A 14,250-nucleotide genomic window follows, 5' to 3' on the forward strand; every position below is an offset into this window, starting at 1 on the left:
TCGGGGCGCTCCTCGGGCTGGTGTGTCCCCATGGGTTCAGGGGCTCCGGCTCTCGCGCCGAAGCCTACTGCGCCCCGCGAGCGCCCCGTCTGGCCGCACACGACCTCGACCCCCGGCCCGCCCGGGCCGGGGGTGCCGCGAGGCCGTCAGACGCCGAGGACCCCACCGAAGAGTCCGCCGTGCGCCATGCCGAGGAAGAAGCCGATCGCCGCCGCGCCGAGGCCCAGGATCAGGCCGAAGCGCTCGCGGGTCGTCACGGAGATGTACTGGCCGTACAGGCCCGTGGCGATGCCGGCCAGGCCCGTCCACGAACTCAGCAGATGCAGGTGGTGGAACATCGCCGTCACGAAGGCGATCACTCCGAGCACCAGGGTCACGGCGAGGAGCGTGTCCTGCAGCGGATGGGGCTTGCCGTCCGTGGAGAACAGGGACGTCGCGGCGTGGGGTCGCATTGCCTGTGCCATGTCAGGCACCTCCTGCGGAAAGACGGCGCATCGTAGCGCCATAGACACCCGATGTGTACAGATTCTCCCCCTTCGGCATCGGATTTCAACCGGAAGCCTCGGTGCGGGTAGTCTGTACCGTCTGCACCGGTGTCTGCCTTGGCCACGGCATGTGCCCCCGCTCGCGGGAGCCGATTGTCAGTGGCGGCCGATACCGTTGCGTACGCATCACGACCCTCCTGCCACGGAACGACCGTGGCCGCTGAGTCCAAAGGAGGTGGGTTCCACATGCGTCACTACGAAGTGATGGTCATCCTCGACCCCGATCTCGAGGAGCGCGCTGTCTCCCCGCTGATCGAGAACTTCCTCTCCGTCGTCCGTGAGGGCAACGGAAAGGTCGAGAAGGTCGACACCTGGGGCCGTCGTCGTCTGTCCTACGAGATCAAGAAGAAGCCCGAGGGCATCTACTCGGTCATCGACCTGCAGGCCGAGCCCGCGGTCGTCAAGGAGCTCGACCGACAGATGAACCTGAACGAGTCGGTCCTCCGGACCAAGGTCCTCCGTCCCGAGATGCACTGAGCTTCCAGCTCAGCAGCACCCGGGAATCGAGTAGCAGCAACAAGCAGCCAGCAGCAATCCCGCCGAGAGGTTCCCCATGGCAGGCGAGACCGTCATCACGGTCGTCGGCAATCTTGTCGACGACCCCGAGCTGCGCTTCACCCCCTCCGGTGCGGCGGTCGCGAAGTTCCGTGTCGCGTCCACCCCCCGCACCTTCGACCGTCAGACGAACGAGTGGAAGGACGGCGAGAGCCTCTTCCTCACCTGCTCGGTCTGGCGTCAGGCGGCGGAGAACGTCGCGGAGTCGCTCCAGCGAGGCATGCGCGTCATCGTGCAGGGCCGGCTGAAGCAGCGGTCCTACGAGGACCGTGAGGGCATCAAGCGCACGGTCTACGAGCTGGACGTCGAGGAAGTCGGCGCCAGCCTGAAGAACGCCACGGCCAAGGTCACCAAGACCACCGGCCGAGGCGGCCAGGGTGGTTACGGCGGCGGTGGCGGCGGCCAGCAGGGCGGCGGCTGGGGCGGCGGCTCCGGCGGCGGTCAGCAGCAGGGTGGCGGCGGTGCTCCCGCCGACGACCCCTGGGCGACCGGTGCGCCGGCCGGCGGCGGCCAGCAGCAGGGCGGCGGCGGTGGCGGCTGGGGCGGAAGCTCCGGCGGCTCCGGTGGCGGCTACTCGGACGAGCCCCCCTTCTAAGCCTCGGGGCCTTCGGGCCACGGGCCGAGGGTGGGCCGTACCCCCACTTCTTGATCACACAGGAGATACACCATGGCGAAGCCGCCTGTGCGCAAGCCGAAGAAGAAGGTCTGCGCTTTCTGCAAGGACAAGGTCACGTACGTGGACTACAAGGACACGAACATGCTGCGGAAGTTCATTTCCGACCGCGGCAAGATCCGTGCCCGCCGCGTGACCGGCAACTGCACGCAGCACCAGCGTGACGTCGCCACGGCCGTGAAGAACAGCCGTGAGATGGCGCTGCTGCCCTACACGTCCACCGCGCGATAAGGGAAGGGTGACCGACTAATGAAGATCATCCTCACCCACGAGGTCTCCGGCCTCGGCGCCGCCGGCGAGGTCGTAGACGTCAAGGACGGCTACGCCCGCAACTACCTGATCCCGCGGAACTTCGCGATCCGCTGGACCAAGGGTGGCGAGAAGGACGTCGAGCAGATCCGTCGTGCTCGCAAGATCCACGAGATCGCGACCATCGAGCAGGCCAACGAGGTCAAGGCCCAGCTTGAGGGCGTCAAGGTCCGTCTGGCCGTCCGCTCCGGCGACGCCGGTCGTCTCTTCGGTTCCGTCACCCCGGCCGACGTCGCTTCGGCGATCGAGGCTGCCGGTGGCCCGAAGATCGACAAGCGTCGTGTCGAGCTGGGCTCGCCGATCAAGACCCTGGGCGCCCACGCGACGTCCGTGCGTCTGCACCCCGAGGTTGCCGCGAAGGTCAACATCGAGGTCGTTTCCGCCTAAGCACTGCGCTTGGCTGAACTGAGTGGAGGGGCCGCACCCGTTGGGTGCGGCCCCTTCCTCGTGCGCCGCCGTCGGCACTGGTCAGCTATGGCTCGCCCGTGGTGGTTTCACGTGAAACGGCCGACGGGCCGGTCCCCAGGGGCACCTACCGGGTGGCCCCCGTGACGAGCCAGCGCCCGGAGCGGGAGCGTGACCACAGGGTCAGCATGCGCACCGTCATCATCAGGGTCATCGCCGCCCACACCGCGGTGAGTCCGCCGCCGAGGGTCGGCACCAGCAGCGCCACGGGTGTGAAGACCGCGAGGGTGATCAGCATGGCCCACGCGAGATACGGTCCGTCGCCCGCGCCCATCAGGACGCCGTCGAGCACGAAGACGATGCCGCAGATCGGCTGCGCGAGAGCCACCACCACCAGTGCGGGCAGTGCCGCGTCCTGGACAGCGGCATCGCCGGTGAAGAGCGGGATGAACAACGGTCGTGCCAGCACGATCAGCAGGCCGAGGACGACCCCGGCGGCGACGCCCCACTGCACCATGCGACGGCAGACGGCGCGCGCACCGGCCGGGTCGTCGGCACCGAGGTAGCGCCCGATGATCGCCTGCCCGGCGATGGCGATGGCGTCCAGCGCGAAGGCCATCAGGCTCCACAGGGACAGGATGATCTGGTGGGCGGCCACGTCGGCGTCTCCGAGCCGGGCGGCCACGGCGGTCGCGATCATCAGGATGGCCCGGAGCGAGAGGGTGCGGACCAGGAGCGGCGCGCCGGCCTGTGCGCACGCACGGATTCCGGCGGCGTCGGGACGCAGTGAGGCACCATGGCGCCTGGCACCGCGTACGACGACGAAGAGGTAGACGGCGGCCATGGCGCACTGGGCGATGACGGTGCCCCACGCGGAACCCGCGATGCCGAGATCCGCTCCGTAGACCAGACCGAGGTTCAGGGCGCCGTTGGCGACGAAGCCTCCGATCGCGACGTACAACGGGGTCCTGGTGTCCTGCAGGCCGCGCAGCACGCCGGTGGCGGCGAGTACGACGAGCATGGCGGGAATGCCGAGTGAGGAGATCCGCAGATACGTGACGGCGTACGGGGCCGCGGTCTCCGAGGCGCCGAAGAGGTCGACGAGCGCGGGGGCGGTGGGCAGCACGACGGCGATGACCGCCGCGCCGAGCAGCAGTGCGAGCCAGATGCCGTCCATGCCCTGGCGGATGGCGGACTGGAGGTCTCCGGCACCCACGCGCCGGGCAACGGCGGCAGTGGTGGCGTAGGCGAGGAAGACGAAAATGCTCACCGCGGTCGTGAGGAGGGCCGAGGCGACGCCGAGTCCGGCCAGTTGAGCGGTGCCGAGATGGCCGACGATGGCACTGTCGGCGAGTACGAAGAGAGGTTCGGCGACCAGCGCGCCGAAGGCGGGTACGGCGAGCGCGATGATCTCTCGGTCATGCCTGCGTCGGTCGGCCTTGGGCGCGGCGGAAGCCTGTGTCATGGGCACCAATGTAATCTTCCACAGGTAAGAGATGCAAAGGATTAGAGCCCCTTACTTTGACCCGCGGTGAACGCGCCGTGGCACGCCGTTCGCGACGAACTTGGCCCGACTGGGGAAGTTTTTCTTCTGCACAGCCGGTGGACGGCAAAGTCGCAGGTGAGACGGGTTCTGCCGAGATGGCTGAGTGCTTGTTCACAGGGCTGTCCACCGAGCCGTGCACAGGTTTCGACGAGTTCTCCACAGCAACGGGGCCGTCATCCACAGCGCCTGTGGATAACCAGATTGGCTGACGGTGCCCGCGGGCCTACCGTGGTCCGGCGCCCGCCTCGTCAGACGACCTCGGAATCCCCGCAAAACCGACGCGTCAGAACCGGAGTCGGGCCCGTTATTTGTCAGTGTCGTGCCTTAGAAAGAGGGGCACGGCGAGGTCCGCTCGGCGGACGGGAGGAGGTGGCCCGGTGAGTATCTCCGAGCCTTTGGACGATCCCTGGGCCGACAGCGGTCCCAGTGACCGTCTGCCTGTCTCCCGCCAGCGCCGCGACGGGGGCCGAAGCCGCGACGAGCAGCATGACCGCGGCCGTGAGAGCGGCTGGGACGGCGGCTCGTCCTTCGAGCGCGTCCCCCCGCAGGACCTCGACGCCGAGCAGTCCGTGCTCGGCGGCATGCTGCTCTCCAAGGACGCCATCGCCGACGTCGTCGAGGTCCTCAAGGGCCACGACTTCTACCGCCCTGCGCACGAGACGATCTACGCCTCGATCCTCGATCTGTACGCGAAGGGCGAGCCGGCCGACCCCATCACGGTCGCGGCCGAACTCACCAAGCGGGGTGAGATCACCAAGGTCGGCGGCGCATCGTATCTGCACACGCTGGTGCAGACGGTCCCGACGGCGGCGAACGCGGAGTACTACGCGGAGATCGTCCACGAGCGCGCCGTGCTGCGCCGCCTCGTGGAGGCCGGCACGCGCATCACACAGATGGGATACGCGGCCGACGGCGACGTCGACGAGATCGTCAACAGCGCCCAGGCCGAGATCTACGCGGTCACCGAGCAGCGCACCACCGAGGACTACCTGCCGCTCGGCGACATCATGGAGGGCGCCCTCGACGAGATCGAGGCGATCGGTTCGCGGTCCGGGGAGATGACCGGTGTGCCGACCGGCTTCACCGACCTGGACCAGCTCACCAACGGCCTGCACCCCGGCCAGATGATCATCATCGCCGCGCGTCCCGCCATGGGTAAGTCGACGCTGGCGCTGGACTTCGCCCGGGCCTGCTCGATCAAGCACAACATGCCGAGCGTGATCTTCTCGCTGGAGATGGGGCGCAACGAGATCGCCATGCGTCTGCTGTCCGCCGAGGCCCGGGTCGCACTGCACCACATGCGGTCCGGAACGATGACGGACGAGGACTGGACCCGGCTGGCCCGCCGTATGCCGGACGTCTCGGCCGCCCCGCTCTACATCGACGACTCCCCGAACCTGTCGATGATGGAGATCCGCGCGAAGTGCCGCCGGCTCAAGCAGCGCAACGACCTGAAGCTGGTCGTCATCGACTACCTCCAGCTGATGCAGTCCGGCGGCTCCAAGCGGGCCGAGAGCCGCCAGCAGGAAGTCTCGGACATGTCGCGAAACCTCAAGCTCCTCGCGAAGGAGCTCGAACTGCCGGTGATCGCGCTCTCGCAGCTGAACCGTGGCCCCGAGCAGCGTACGGACAAGAAGCCCATGGTCTCCGACCTGCGTGAATCCGGCTCGATCGAGCAGGACGCGGACATGGTGATCCTGCTGCACCGCGAGGACGCGTACGAGAAGGAGTCACCGCGCGCCGGTGAGGCCGACATCATCGTCGGCAAGCACCGTAACGGTCCGACGGCGACGATCACGGTCGCCTTCCAGGGCCACTACTCCCGCTTCGTGGACATGGCGCAGACCTGATCCGCTGTCCGCTCCGTCCACCGGGACCCGGCTCGGCACAACCTGAGCCGGGCCGGTTCGTAGGAGAGGTCCCAGAGCCGGGGGCGCCGCCCGAATTCGCTCGACGTGGAAGCGGCTTCCGGGTGGACTGGTCCCATGACGAAGCCCTCTGAAGAACTCCTCCCCACCACCCGCCGGGCCCTGCTGCACCGCGTCGCCACCGAACAGTCGCGGGGTCGGGCCCCCTCGCTCGTCGCCTCGGTGGCCCGGGACGGGGACCTGGTGTGGAGCGGCGGCCGCAGCATGGTGGACGGGCACGCGCCGGACGAGAACGTCCAGTACCGCGTCGGCTCGATCACCAAGACCTTCACGGCCGTACTGGTGATGCGGCTGCGGGACGAGGGCCTGCTGAGCCTGGGGGACCCCCTGGAGAAGTACATGCCCGGCACGGGTGCGGGGGAGGCCACGATCGCCGAACTCCTCGCGCACACCGCGGGGCTGGCGGCGGAGACCCCGGGTGCGTGGTGGGAGCGCACGCCGGGCTCGACGCGGCCGAAGCTCTCCGATGTCCTGGGCGAGGAGCCCTTCAAGCACCCCGTCGGCCGGCTCCACCACTACTCCAACCCCGGTTATACGTTGCTGGGTTCCCTGGTGGAGGAGGTGCGTGGCGCGCCTTGGGTCGAGGTGCTGCGGCGTGAGGTCCTGGTGCCGCTGGGCCTGGACCGTACGAGCGTGGAGGCCGAGGCGCCGCACGCCGGGGGCTGGGCCGTGCACCCGTGGGCCGACGTGATGATGCCGGAGCCGGTCGAGGACCTCGGGCTGATGGCCCCGGCCGGGCAGCTGTGGTCCACGACGGCCGACCTGCTGCGCTTCGCCGACTTCCTGGTGAAGGGCGACGACCGGGTCCTGGGCGCCGGGTCCGTGCGCGAGATGCGCACCCCGTCGGCGCCGCCGCAGCCGGAGAGCCGGGAGCGGGCGTATGGCCTGGGCCTCGACCTGCTGACGTACGACGGGATCGACCTGGCGGGTCATACGGGCTCGCTGCCGGGCTTCCTGGCGGGGCTCTGGGTGAGCGAGCGGGACGGAGTGGCCGCGGTCGCGCTCGCCAACTGCACCTCCGGGCCGCTGGTGGCCACGCTTGCCGCCGATCTGGTGAAGATCGTCGCCGAGGCCGAGCCGCGTATCCCGGAGCCGTGGCGGCCCCTGCCCGAGGTGGACGAGAAGGTTCTTGAGCTGGCCGGGCCCTGGTACTGGGGCACACAGGTGCTCGCGCTCCGCCTCACGGCCGACGGTGGAGTGGAACTCGGCCCGCTGTCCGGAACGGGACGCCAGGCGCGGTTCCGGGCCAACGGTGACGGCACCTGGACGGGGCTCAACGGCTACTACGCGGGGGAGCGGTTGATGGCGGTGCGCAGGGCGGACGGCTCGGTGAGCCATCTCGACCTCGGGTCGTTCGTGTTCACCCGTGAGCCGTACGACGCGGGGGCTCCGATCCCTGGCGGCGTGGACCCGCAGGGGTGGCGCGGCTTCTGATCGAGTGGGCCAACCGGTACGCCGCGGTTGGCCCCGGACAGCCGGCCAGTGGAGCGTTTCACGTGAAACGGCTCCTCCCAGGAGCGGCACCTCACCCGAAACGGCTCCTCACCAGGACCGGCTCCTCGCCTGAACGGGACACTCCTCGTGAGACAGCCAGCCCCCAAAGGCAGCCGGCCCCCAGGGCAGCCGGTTCAGAGCTGCAGCTTGAATCCCAGGTGCGACGCGGTGAACCCGAGCCGCTCGTAGAAACGGTGCGCGTCGGTGCGAGTGGCGTCAGAGGTCAGCTGAACCAACTGGCAGCCCTGCCGCCGGGATTCGTCGACGGCCCACTCGATGAAACGGGTCCCGAGCCCGCTGCCCCGCTCATCGGCATGGACACGTACGCCCTCGATGATCGACCGCGTCGCCCCCGTGCGGGAGAGACCCGGCACGATCGTGAGCTGGAGTGTGCCCACCACCCGCCCGTCGCGCACGGCGACGACCAGATGCTGGTTCGGGTCGACGTCCAGACGCTCGAACGCGGTGACGTACGGGGTGAGGTTGCCGGGCGTTTCCCGTGCCGCGCCCAGGGGGTCGTCGGCGAGCATGGCCACGATGGCCGGCAGGTCGTCGACGACGGCCGGGCGTATCTCAAGATCTCCCATGGGCGCAGCCTATGCCGAAGCGTGATCACCGGGCGGGGAGACAACCGGGCGTGGGGGGAAGCACCCCGTGAGAGCAGCCAGCCGTATCCCGTGAGAGCGGCCGACCGTCCCCCTAGACCGGTACGCGCAGGGTCTCCACGGCCCTGACCAGCGGGGCGAGCTCCGGATTCTGTGCAGCCTCGTCGAGCGCCTCGCGCAGAGCCGCGTCGTTGGTGGGGCGCGCCTCGGCGAGCAGCGCGGCGCCCGCCTCGCTGACGTCCGTGTAGATGCCGCGCCGGTCGGTCGGGCACAGATAGCGGGCCAGGAGCCCACGGTCCTCCAGGCGCGTCACCAGGCGGGTGGTGGCGCTCTGGCTGAGCACCACGGCATCCGCGACCTGCTTCATCTGCAGGTGCCCGCCCTCACCGTCGTGCTGGCGGCTGAGGACGTCGAGCAGGGAGTACTCGCGCACGCTCAGTCCGTGCTCGGCCTGGAGGGCGCGCTCGATGTGGCTCTCGATCTGCCCGTGGAGCAGGGAGAGCGCGCACCAGCCCTGAGCGAGGGCGGTGAGTGCGGGGTCGGTCGCTGTCATGGCTCTTCGTTCCTCCGTCCCGGAGCGGCTACGAACCAGGGTAGTCCACGGACGCAACATACGGCGCTTGCGTTTAGCCCGCGTCTGCAATTATTGTGGACGCACGTTAAGCGCATCTGCAATCTTCTGGAAGGTAGAGCCATGCCTCTCGCGCTACTGGCCCTCGCGATCGGGGCCTTTGGAATCGGGACCACGGAGTTCGTGATCATGGGGCTCCTGCCCGAGGTCGCGGGCGACTTCGGCGTCTCCATCCCGACCGCCGGCTACCTCGTGACCGGTTACGCCCTGGGCGTGGTCCTCGGCGCCCCGCTGATGACCGTGCTCGGCACCAAGATCTCGCGCAAGCGGATGCTGATGCTGCTCATGGGCCTGTTCGTCGTCGGCAACGTGCTCTCCGCCGTCGCACCCGTCTTCGGCGTGATGCTGGCGGGCCGCGTCGTGGCCTCCCTCGCCCACGGTGCCTTCTTCGGCATCGGCTCCGTCGTCGCGGCCGAGCTGGTCGCCCCGGAGAAGAAGGCCGGCGCCATCGCCATGATGTTCACCGGGCTGACCGTCGCCAACGTCGTCGGAGTGCCGCTCGGCACCCTCGTCGGGCAGACGCTCGGATGGCGCATGACCTTCGCGATCGTCGCCGCGCTCGGCGTCATCGGACTCGTGGGCATCGCCAAGCTCGTCCCGGACCTGCCCAAGCCCGAGGGCGTACGGCTCCGCCACGAACTGGCGGCCTTCCGCAACGTACAGGTGCTCCTGGCCATGGCGATGACCGTCCTCGGCTTCGGCGGTGTCTTCGCGGCCGTCACCTACCTGGCCCCGATGATGACGGACGTCACCGGCTACGCGGACTCCTCCGTGACCTGGCTGCTCGTCCTCTTCGGCCTCGGCATGGTCGCGGGCAACCTGATCGGCGGGAAGTTCGCCGACCGTGCGCTGATGCCCCTGCTCTTCATCTCGCTGGGCGCCCTGGCCGTCGTCCTGGCCCTCTTCACGGTCACCGCGCACAACAAGATCGCCGCCGCCGTGACGATCGCGCTGATCGGCGCCCTGGGATTCGCGACCGTGCCGCCGCTCCAGAAGCGCGTCCTCGACCAGGCGTCCGGCGCCCCCACTCTCGCCTCGGCGGTCAACATCGGCGCCTTCAACCTCGGCAACGCCCTCTCGGCCTGGCTGGGCGGCATCGTCATCGCCGCGGGCCTCGGCTACACCGCCCCCAACTGGGTCGGGGCCGCACTCGCCGGCTCCGCCCTGGTCCTCGCCATCCTCTCGGCCGCGCTGGAGCGCCGCTCCACCGTCGCCGTCCGCAGCCTGGTCGTGACCGGCACGGCTCCCGCCGAACAGCCGACGCCCGCCCACCACTGACCATCCCCACCCCCCCTCAAGCACCACCCCTGAAGGAGAAACCCCATGAGCACCACCGCCGTCGCCCCGCTCACCATCGAAGACGCGGAGGCACTCGTCGACGCGGCCCGCCGTGCCGCCGAAACGGCAGGCGTCACCGTCAGCGTCACCGTCCTCGACGCGGGCGGGCACCTCCTCGCCTTCCGGCGTGACGACCGGGCCGTGCTGATCTCCGGCGAGACCAGCACCCGCAAGGCGTACACCGCCCTCCAGCTGAACTCCCCGACGGCCGACCTGGTCGACGCGGTCCAGCCCGGTGGCCTCTTCCACACCCTGCCCACCGCCCTGGACAGGCCGCTGCTCTTCATCGCGGGCGGCGTACCGGTCCACCGCGACGGCCGTCTGATCGGCGCGATCGGCGTCGGTGGCGGCGCGCCCGAGCAGGACCACGGCTTCGCGACGAAGGCCGTGGCAGCACTCGCGTAACTCAGCGAACCCCGCGCAGCGGGAAGGCCCGCCCCCGAACACCGATGACCCATCGGCGTTCTAGGGCGGGCCTTTCCGTGTCGCGCGGCCCGTGTCAGCCGGCCGCCACCGTCAGCGGCGCGAAGCGGCGCGTCCAGTCACCGGGCAGTTCCGGGGCACCGTGGGCCATCACCGCGTTGAAGGCGATGGATTCGAGGCCGCTCTCCTTCACCCACGCAAGAAGCTCTTCGTGCCGGACGTCGATGTCGGTGCGCAACGGGCGGTCGCTGTGGGCGCCGAGCGAGGCGATCAGCGCCTTCGCGGTCTCCGTGTCACGGGCGATGAGCGGACCGACGACATGGGTCTCCATGTTCGGCCAGGCGCCCGCGTACCCGATGATCTCGCCGTCGGACTCCGCGACCCGCAACTGGTCGGTGAAGGCCGGCAGCCGGGTGATCACGTGCGTGCGGTCATGGCCGAAGATCTCGGTGTCGAGTCGCAGGATGGCGGCCAGGTCCTCCGCGGTGGCCGGACGAGTGGCTACGGCGGGGAGCGGGCCCGCGGGCGTGAGACGGCCGCGGACCATCTCGGCACGCCCGATCACCTTGAAGCCGAGCTGCTCATAGAGGGGCTGCCCGTTCGGAGTCGCGTGGAGGGTCAGCGGAGTGGTGGTCTCCGCCTCCACGGCGTGCCGCATCAGGCGGCGTCCGACACCCCGGCGGGCGTACCGCTCGGCGACGAGGACCATGCCGATCGCCGCGAGGCCGGGCCGCTCCAGCGGGCCGTACCGGGTCACGACGTAGGCACCGATGAGTCCGTCGCCGTCGGGGTCGTCGATGCCGTAACCCGTTCCGGCCGACAACAGGAAGCCCCATTTGTGTTCTTCACGAGGCCAGCCCCGGTCCTCGGAGAGGTCGGCGCAGGACATGACGTCGCGGGGGGTGAGCCGGCGAATGGGCAGAGCGGAGAGGGAAGGTGTCGACACGCGGCTCAGGCTGTCTGACGTACGTCCCCGGCGTCCACCCGTTTGTGGGCAGAAGCACGTTGTTTACGGCCACGCCGGGTGAGTCCCCACGGCTTGAGTACCGAAAGGACCGTCATGAACACATAGGCGCCGAGCGAGACGATTGGCCCGGCGATCAGATCGGCCGCGTCGGTGATCGGCTCGCCTGCGGCCACGATCCCGACCGTTTCATTGATGCCGGGACGCAGCGCGACGGCCGAGGCGGCGGTGGTGATCAGGGTCAGCCAGAACTTCGTGTAGACCCAGCGGTGCCTGGCGAGACCCCAAGGCGTGCCCAGGGAGAGCAGGAGACCGCTCAGCAGCGTGAGCAGGGCGAGCGGCAGCACGAGCCAGTCGGTGAAGACCTGCATGGAGCGGACGGCGGCCTCGGTGGCCGCGGAGGACTCCGTCGAGAGCGCGGTGAGGGCGAGAGCGACCAGGCCGAGCGAGAGCCCGAGCCAGCCGGCTGCGCCGACTACATGGACGACCAGGGTGGCCCGACGAGCGGGGCGGCTTAGTTTCACGTGAAACACGGTGCCGGGCGTGGAGCGTTCCGGCGTCTGACGGCGGGAGTAACCGCGGCTACTAGCCTCGGCGTACATGGCACGCCTTCACCTCTTCGACCTGGACGGAACGCTGCTGCACGGCACGGCCGCCCCCGTACTGATCTCGCGGCAGCTCGGCCTGGACGCGGAGATAGCCGCACTGGAGCGCGAGTTCGTCGTGGGGCGGATCGACTCACCGGAGTACGCGGTGCGCGTGCACGCCCTGTGGGCCGAGCTCACGGACGCGCATGTGACCGCCGCCTTCGAGGGCGCGCCCTGGCTCGCCGGGATACGCGAGACCTGGGCCGAGATCCGGGCGGGCGGCGATTACTGCGCGGTGGTGTCCCTCTCCCCGTCCTTCTTCGTCGAGCGGCTCATCGACTGGGGAGCGCACGCCGCGCACGGTTCACGCTTCCCCGCCGTGCCGTTCACCGAGCCGGTAGAGCCGACGGGCATCCTCAACGCGGCGGCGAAGGTGGAGATCGCGTCCCGTCTCCGTGCGGAGTTCGGCATCGGCGCCGGTGACTGTGTCGCGTACGGCGATTCGCTCTCCGACCTGGACCTGTTCACCGCCGTACCCGTATCGGTCGCGGTCAACGCCGATCCGCGGCTGGTGAGCCTGGCGACGCACAGCTATGTCGGGCGGGATCTCCGCAAGGCGTACGAGCTGGTGAGGGACGCCTGACAGACGCGTGACGGGGGCCCGACCGCTCAGGGGCAGGTACGCGCACGAAGCGCGGAAGCCTGGCGGGGCGGGGAGATCCAGAGCGCGCACTTTCGCGCTATGCCACCTGCGCGGCGGCGGTGAATGGCATGCTGCGGTGAGGTGGCTGCGGCCAATGTCGCGTTCTCGCCCCACTTGTCCGTGGGCCCGGGGAAGCCGATGTTCCCTGTGTCGTGGCGGCCATCGAGGCAGAGCGGGGAAACGCAGGCGGCTTCCGGCAGGGAGTACTCGGACCTACCGAGAGACGTGCGAGGCGAGGCACAGCATGGACGCTCCGACCACCATGTCGGCGGATGACGGCGCTCCCGGCCGCGGAGGCGCCTGGTTCGCCTCGCACAGGCCGCCACAGGGCGAGCAGACCCCCGAGACCGCCACCCCGGGGCCACAGGCCGATTCCCTCGCCCGGGCATCGGGTCAGGTGAGACCGGCATCCCCCGACGCGCTCCTGGTGCGGCGCACGTTGGCGGAGATCGGCCCCAGGGCCGACCAGGTCACCTCGTACTTCTACGCACTGCTCTTCACACGCCGTCCGGACCTGCGCTCCCTGTTCCCCGTGGCGATGGACATCCAGCGGGAGCGGATTCTGAAGGCGCTGCTCACGGCCGCCGAGCACATCGACCACGAGGACGCGCTCACCTCGTATCTGCGGGGTCTCGGCCGCGGACACCGCAAGTACGGGACGAGGCCCGAGCACTATCCCGCCGTCGGGGAGTGCCTGATCGACGCGCTCAGCCGGTACACGGGCGCGTCCTGGGACGAGGCGACCGAGGCCGCGTGGGTCCGTGCGTACACGACGATCTCCCAGATCATGATCGACGCGGCGGCCGACGACGAGCTGAGGGCCCCCGCCTGGTGGCACGCCGAGGTGGTCGCGCACGAGCTGCGGACCTCCGACATCGCCGTCGTCACGGTGCGCCCGGACCAGTCGTACCCCTTCCTCGCCGGGCAGTACGCCGGCCTGGAGACGCCCTGGTGGCCTCGGATCTGGCGGCACTACTCCTTCGCGTCGGCGCCCCGGGGTGACGGACTGCTGTCCTTCCACGTCAAGGCCGTACCGGCCGGCTGGGTATCCAACGCCCTCGTGCACCGTGCCCGGCCCGGCGACATCGTGCGGCTCGGACCGCCCGCCGGTTCGATGACCGTGGACCACACCACCGACAGCGGCCTCCTCTGCCTCGGCGGCGGTACCGGCATCGCGCCGATCAAGGCCATGGTCGAGGACGTCGCGGAGCATGGCAGACGGCGCCCGGTCGAAGTGTTCTACGGCGCCCGCATCGACCACGACCTGTACGACATCGACACCCTGCTGTGGCTTCAGCGTGCCCATCCCTGGCTGGCGGTCCGCCCGGTCGTCGACCAGCGGTCACAACTCCCGAACGCCCTGCGCGCCTACGGACCGTGGAACGAATATGACGCCTACCTCTCAGGCCCGCCCGGCATGATCCGCAACGGAGTGGACGCCCTGCGCGGCGTCGGCATACCCGAGGGCCGGATACGCCACGACGCCGTCGAGGAACTGGTGGCGGCCGGGGCCCCGCCGAGTTGAGCAGAGCGTGACTGCCGAG

16 protein-coding genes are annotated in these 14,250 nt (G+C 69.7%); 10 read left to right on the forward strand and 6 right to left on the reverse strand.

The window, feature by feature from the left end:
* Window positions 1–146 precede the first annotated feature (146 nt).
* Complete coding sequence (locus AB0I16_RS09215; RefSeq protein WP_363248674.1) at window positions 147–464, reverse strand: hypothetical protein; 318 nt, start codon at window positions 462–464, stop codon at window positions 147–149.
* Window positions 465–731: 267 nt separating this feature from the next.
* On the opposite strand from AB0I16_RS09215, the gene rpsF reads away from it, so the two are divergent.
* The 4 genes from rpsF (at window position 732) to rplI (ending at window position 2,469) form a co-directional block, all read left to right on the forward strand.
* Window positions 732–1,022 carry a 30S ribosomal protein S6 gene (gene rpsF / locus AB0I16_RS09220; RefSeq protein WP_016644628.1) on the forward strand — a complete coding sequence of 97 codons (291 nt, stop codon included), beginning with the start codon at window positions 732–734 and terminating at the stop codon, window positions 1,020–1,022.
* 76 nt (window positions 1,023–1,098) lie between these two features.
* On the forward strand, window positions 1,099–1,695 hold the full coding sequence (locus AB0I16_RS09225; RefSeq protein WP_150169892.1) for a single-stranded DNA-binding protein: 597 nt from the start codon (window positions 1,099–1,101) through the stop codon (window positions 1,693–1,695).
* Between the two features lie 72 nt (window positions 1,696–1,767).
* The gene (gene rpsR / locus AB0I16_RS09230) at window positions 1,768–2,004 is read left to right on the forward strand and encodes a 30S ribosomal protein S18 (protein ID WP_003949403.1); all 237 of its coding nucleotides are present in this window, start codon (window positions 1,768–1,770) and stop codon (window positions 2,002–2,004) included.
* A gap of 18 nt (window positions 2,005–2,022) precedes the next feature.
* Window positions 2,023–2,469, forward strand: coding sequence for a 50S ribosomal protein L9 (rplI, locus tag AB0I16_RS09235; protein ID WP_363248675.1), 447 nt, complete (start codon window positions 2,023–2,025; stop codon window positions 2,467–2,469).
* A 145-nt stretch (window positions 2,470–2,614) separates the two neighbouring features.
* On the opposite strand, the gene AB0I16_RS09240 is transcribed toward rplI, so the two are convergent.
* A complete protein-coding gene (locus AB0I16_RS09240; RefSeq protein WP_363248676.1) occupies window positions 2,615–3,952 on the reverse strand; it encodes an MATE family efflux transporter in 1,338 nt (445 codons plus the stop codon).
* Between the two features lie 458 nt (window positions 3,953–4,410).
* On the opposite strand from AB0I16_RS09240, the gene dnaB reads away from it, so the two are divergent.
* Window positions 4,411–5,883, forward strand: coding sequence for a replicative DNA helicase (gene dnaB / locus AB0I16_RS09245; protein WP_363248677.1), 1,473 nt, complete (start codon window positions 4,411–4,413; stop codon window positions 5,881–5,883).
* A 135-nt stretch (window positions 5,884–6,018) separates the two neighbouring features.
* Window positions 6,019–7,395, forward strand: coding sequence for a serine hydrolase domain-containing protein (locus tag AB0I16_RS09250; protein WP_363248678.1), 1,377 nt, complete (start codon window positions 6,019–6,021; stop codon window positions 7,393–7,395).
* Between the two features lie 194 nt (window positions 7,396–7,589).
* Here the strand turns inward: AB0I16_RS09250 and AB0I16_RS09255 are convergent, their stop codons facing one another.
* Window positions 7,590–8,042 (reverse strand): GNAT family N-acetyltransferase, encoded by a 453-nt coding sequence (locus AB0I16_RS09255; RefSeq protein WP_363248679.1) that lies wholly within the window; start codon window positions 8,040–8,042, stop codon window positions 7,590–7,592.
* A gap of 112 nt (window positions 8,043–8,154) precedes the next feature.
* Window positions 8,155–8,613: a MarR family transcriptional regulator gene (locus tag AB0I16_RS09260; RefSeq protein ID WP_363248680.1), complete on the reverse strand. Its 459-nt coding sequence runs from the start codon at window positions 8,611–8,613 to the stop codon at window positions 8,155–8,157.
* A 141-nt stretch (window positions 8,614–8,754) separates the two neighbouring features.
* Here AB0I16_RS09260 and AB0I16_RS09265 point away from each other — a divergent pair, with 141 nt between their 5' ends.
* Together AB0I16_RS09265 and AB0I16_RS09270 are read left to right on the forward strand one after the other, a co-directional pair.
* Complete coding sequence (locus AB0I16_RS09265; RefSeq protein WP_363248681.1) at window positions 8,755–9,969, forward strand: MFS transporter; 1,215 nt, start codon at window positions 8,755–8,757, stop codon at window positions 9,967–9,969.
* A gap of 45 nt (window positions 9,970–10,014) precedes the next feature.
* Window positions 10,015–10,434: a heme-binding protein gene (locus tag AB0I16_RS09270; RefSeq protein ID WP_363248682.1), complete on the forward strand. Its 420-nt coding sequence runs from the start codon at window positions 10,015–10,017 to the stop codon at window positions 10,432–10,434.
* 94 nt (window positions 10,435–10,528) lie between these two features.
* Here AB0I16_RS09270 and AB0I16_RS09275 read toward each other — a convergent pair whose 3' ends face one another.
* A complete protein-coding gene (locus tag AB0I16_RS09275; protein ID WP_363248683.1) occupies window positions 10,529–11,398 on the reverse strand; it encodes a GNAT family N-acetyltransferase in 870 nt (289 codons plus the stop codon).
* Window positions 11,399–11,403: 5 nt separating this feature from the next.
* Window positions 11,404–11,940 (reverse strand): DUF2269 domain-containing protein, encoded by a 537-nt coding sequence (locus AB0I16_RS09280; protein WP_363248684.1) that lies wholly within the window; start codon window positions 11,938–11,940, stop codon window positions 11,404–11,406.
* Window positions 11,941–12,016: 76 nt separating this feature from the next.
* Here AB0I16_RS09280 and AB0I16_RS09285 point away from each other — a divergent pair, with 76 nt between their 5' ends.
* Window positions 12,017–12,646 carry an HAD-IB family phosphatase gene (locus AB0I16_RS09285; RefSeq protein WP_363248685.1) on the forward strand — a complete coding sequence of 210 codons (630 nt, stop codon included), beginning with the start codon at window positions 12,017–12,019 and terminating at the stop codon, window positions 12,644–12,646.
* 304 nt (window positions 12,647–12,950) lie between these two features.
* A complete protein-coding gene (locus AB0I16_RS09290; RefSeq protein ID WP_363248686.1) occupies window positions 12,951–14,231 on the forward strand; it encodes a globin domain-containing protein in 1,281 nt (426 codons plus the stop codon).
* Window positions 14,232–14,250 lie beyond the last annotated feature (19 nt).

The sequence above is a fragment of the Streptomyces sp. NPDC050703 genome (genome assembly GCF_040654435.1).
In the GTDB taxonomy this organism is placed as follows: domain Bacteria; phylum Actinomycetota; class Actinomycetes; order Streptomycetales; family Streptomycetaceae; genus Streptomyces.